The following is a 2,196-nucleotide window of genomic DNA, read 5'->3' on the forward strand; positions in this document are numbered from 1 at the left end:
AATGAAGTAAAAAGAGTTATACAATCAAAACACCCATATATCGATGGACCTTTGCTAAAGATCTCTTTTTGCTACGTTTATAAAGCAGACCTAAAAAACCATTCAAAGCCAAAACCAATAATAACAATGAGCCGGTATGAAGGTCAAAACGACCCAGTTTCAGATAACCATGAATAAGTCCGGATAGTATTAATAGTCCACCGACATAGGGATGCATTTTACGACCTTTTTTTAAGAATTGATTATAGTTATTGTTTTTTCCTTTTAGCCAACGTTTGTTCACTTCAATAGCAATCGGAAAGGAGAGGAGCACAAATAATAAAAAAGCGTTGAACCAACCCAACATGTAATCAGTCCTTTCAAGGCAGTATCCAAAAAACAGCTTGCCATCTTTGGATAATCATAATCATTATCATTAATAGTAATATTCATATTATATCATGATGACAAAAGAAATTCTATAATTATTATGTATAAATATGATTGCAGTGTCAAAGACCCGAGGGAGTGATATTATTTAGAAAAGACTGTAACGTATATTTTTGAAAATGATATCAAGAGTGTAGAACCATCTATCTTTTTAAAAATCTATGAACCGTATTTTTATGAAACTTATTTTAAAAAACCTATTATTATAATTTATTACAAATTCAATATAAATTCAAAACCATTATTGCAATTTGCTGTATATTATAGTATATGGTTAAGGCGTCAAAACTATATAGTTGAACTTTCACCTACCATATGTAGTTATGAATGTATCAACGTAATCTACATATGGTAGGCGAATTTAGTGAAACTTAGTTTTGACCCTTTAACCGTATATTAAAATAAATAAAATAAAGGGAGATAATTGCTTATGAAAAAAAATAGTATCTGTTATGTTAGTTTTTGTAATAATATTAAGTACTTTTACAAATGCGTTTGCATCAAAAACACCTAGCTTTAATAAATTAGTCAAAGAATACGAACAAGCCGTAGATTATCTTAGTTTTACATGTGCAGTCACGGACAATATTGGGAGAAAAGGTAATATTACAAGTATTGCCACCACTTCATATGAGTCATATAAACGTTATACTTTAGATAGAAGTTACACATTACAAGATTTTATGAATCATTTTGAAATTATTGCAAGAACGGGATATGAAGTTAAAAGTAGCAAGTTTAAACTTGCTGCTAGAACAGCTGCTTCTATGGCTCATATACGCGCCAGTAGGAATCTAAAAAATGCAGAAAATAAATTAAGGAAGTATTATCCTGAAAAGGCAAAAAAATATTTTCGTGAAATTTCAGAAGGTTCATCTGGTGGAGGAGGCTCTACCAGACGTTGGTAAATTCGAAATTCTATTTTTTATTGTTCTTGACTCGAAGGGAATAATAATATTATATATAAAATATAACTTGCTATAACATTTTGAGTTTGAGTGTTTTGAAGTATTATAATCCGAGAAATATTCAAAGGGAAGATGAGTGTAAGAATGTTAGTGTGGCTTTTAATAACTAATACACAAAACTAGAGCAAATTAATTTAGAGATATGAGGTGAGCATTCTGTAAATCAGATTAGCGGAGTGCTTGCCCCTTTATCTTTAGCCTCCCAGAGCACATCCTTGCAATGCAAAGCATAATGTTTTATGTTTTGCATTATTATGAAAGGATTGGTCGCTATGCTCCCCGAAAAGTGTAGGAGACAACTTGTAATGGGAAGTATCAAGATATAGAGGAATGATAAAATGAGCTATACAGTATTCATATACATGCAGAAACTAAAAATAGGATTGCATGCAAGGAATAGAGAATCACAATGAGCGATTAAAAAGAGCCATATTAATCTGAATATTGACTATGAGAAATAACACCTTTACTAAGATTTGTGGGTTCGGGTTGAACGGACTTACTTGAAGGTGCTTTAAATGATGCAAAAACAGGACGGATACAAGATGACTACCTTATTGGGCATTTTCAAGAGGGTAATTATGATGCAGGTGTTATAGGAACATATTTAAAACTTGCAGAAGAAGTATTTATAGAGTACGGCCTTGATGAAGCGGTTATTACCAGTCAGAATGTTTATTATTATCCCAGTACGGAAGAGGAAGAAGGAAATATAATAATATTCCATGTGATTCTTATTATAATCGGCATCATGCTTATGATGTTAGACTTAATATTTAATCGCGGACGGATTACAAGA

At 31.6% G+C, this 2,196-nt stretch carries 2 protein-coding genes and 1 pseudogene; 2 read left to right on the forward strand and 1 reads right to left on the reverse strand.

Annotation, left to right across the window (positions count from 1 at the left end; translation table 11 throughout):
- Positions 1-16 precede the first annotated feature (16 nt).
- Positions 17-346, reverse strand: a complete 330-nt coding sequence (locus tag AC6F8J_RS14680) for a hypothetical protein (RefSeq protein WP_500724376.1) — start codon at positions 344-346, stop codon at positions 17-19.
- A gap of 535 nt (positions 347-881) precedes the next feature.
- Here AC6F8J_RS14680 and AC6F8J_RS14685 point away from each other — a divergent pair.
- Positions 882-1,337 carry a hypothetical protein gene (locus AC6F8J_RS14685; RefSeq protein ID WP_500724377.1) on the forward strand — a complete coding sequence of 152 codons (456 nt, stop codon included), beginning with the start codon at positions 882-884 and terminating at the stop codon, positions 1,335-1,337.
- Positions 1,338-1,911: 574 nt separating this feature from the next.
- Positions 1,912-2,196, forward strand: a pseudogene (locus AC6F8J_RS14690) (hypothetical protein); the annotation flags it as partial.

Source organism: Petrocella sp. (assembly GCF_059865615.1).

Coding starts and splice junctions, on each gene's coding strand:
- AC6F8J_RS14680 (WP_500724376.1), bottom strand. CDS start 346: ATGTTGGGTTGGTTCAACGCTTTTTTATTATTTGTGCTCCTCTCCTTT.
- AC6F8J_RS14685 (WP_500724377.1), top strand. CDS start 882: ATGTTAGTTTTTGTAATAATATTAAGTACTTTTACAAATGCGTTTGCA.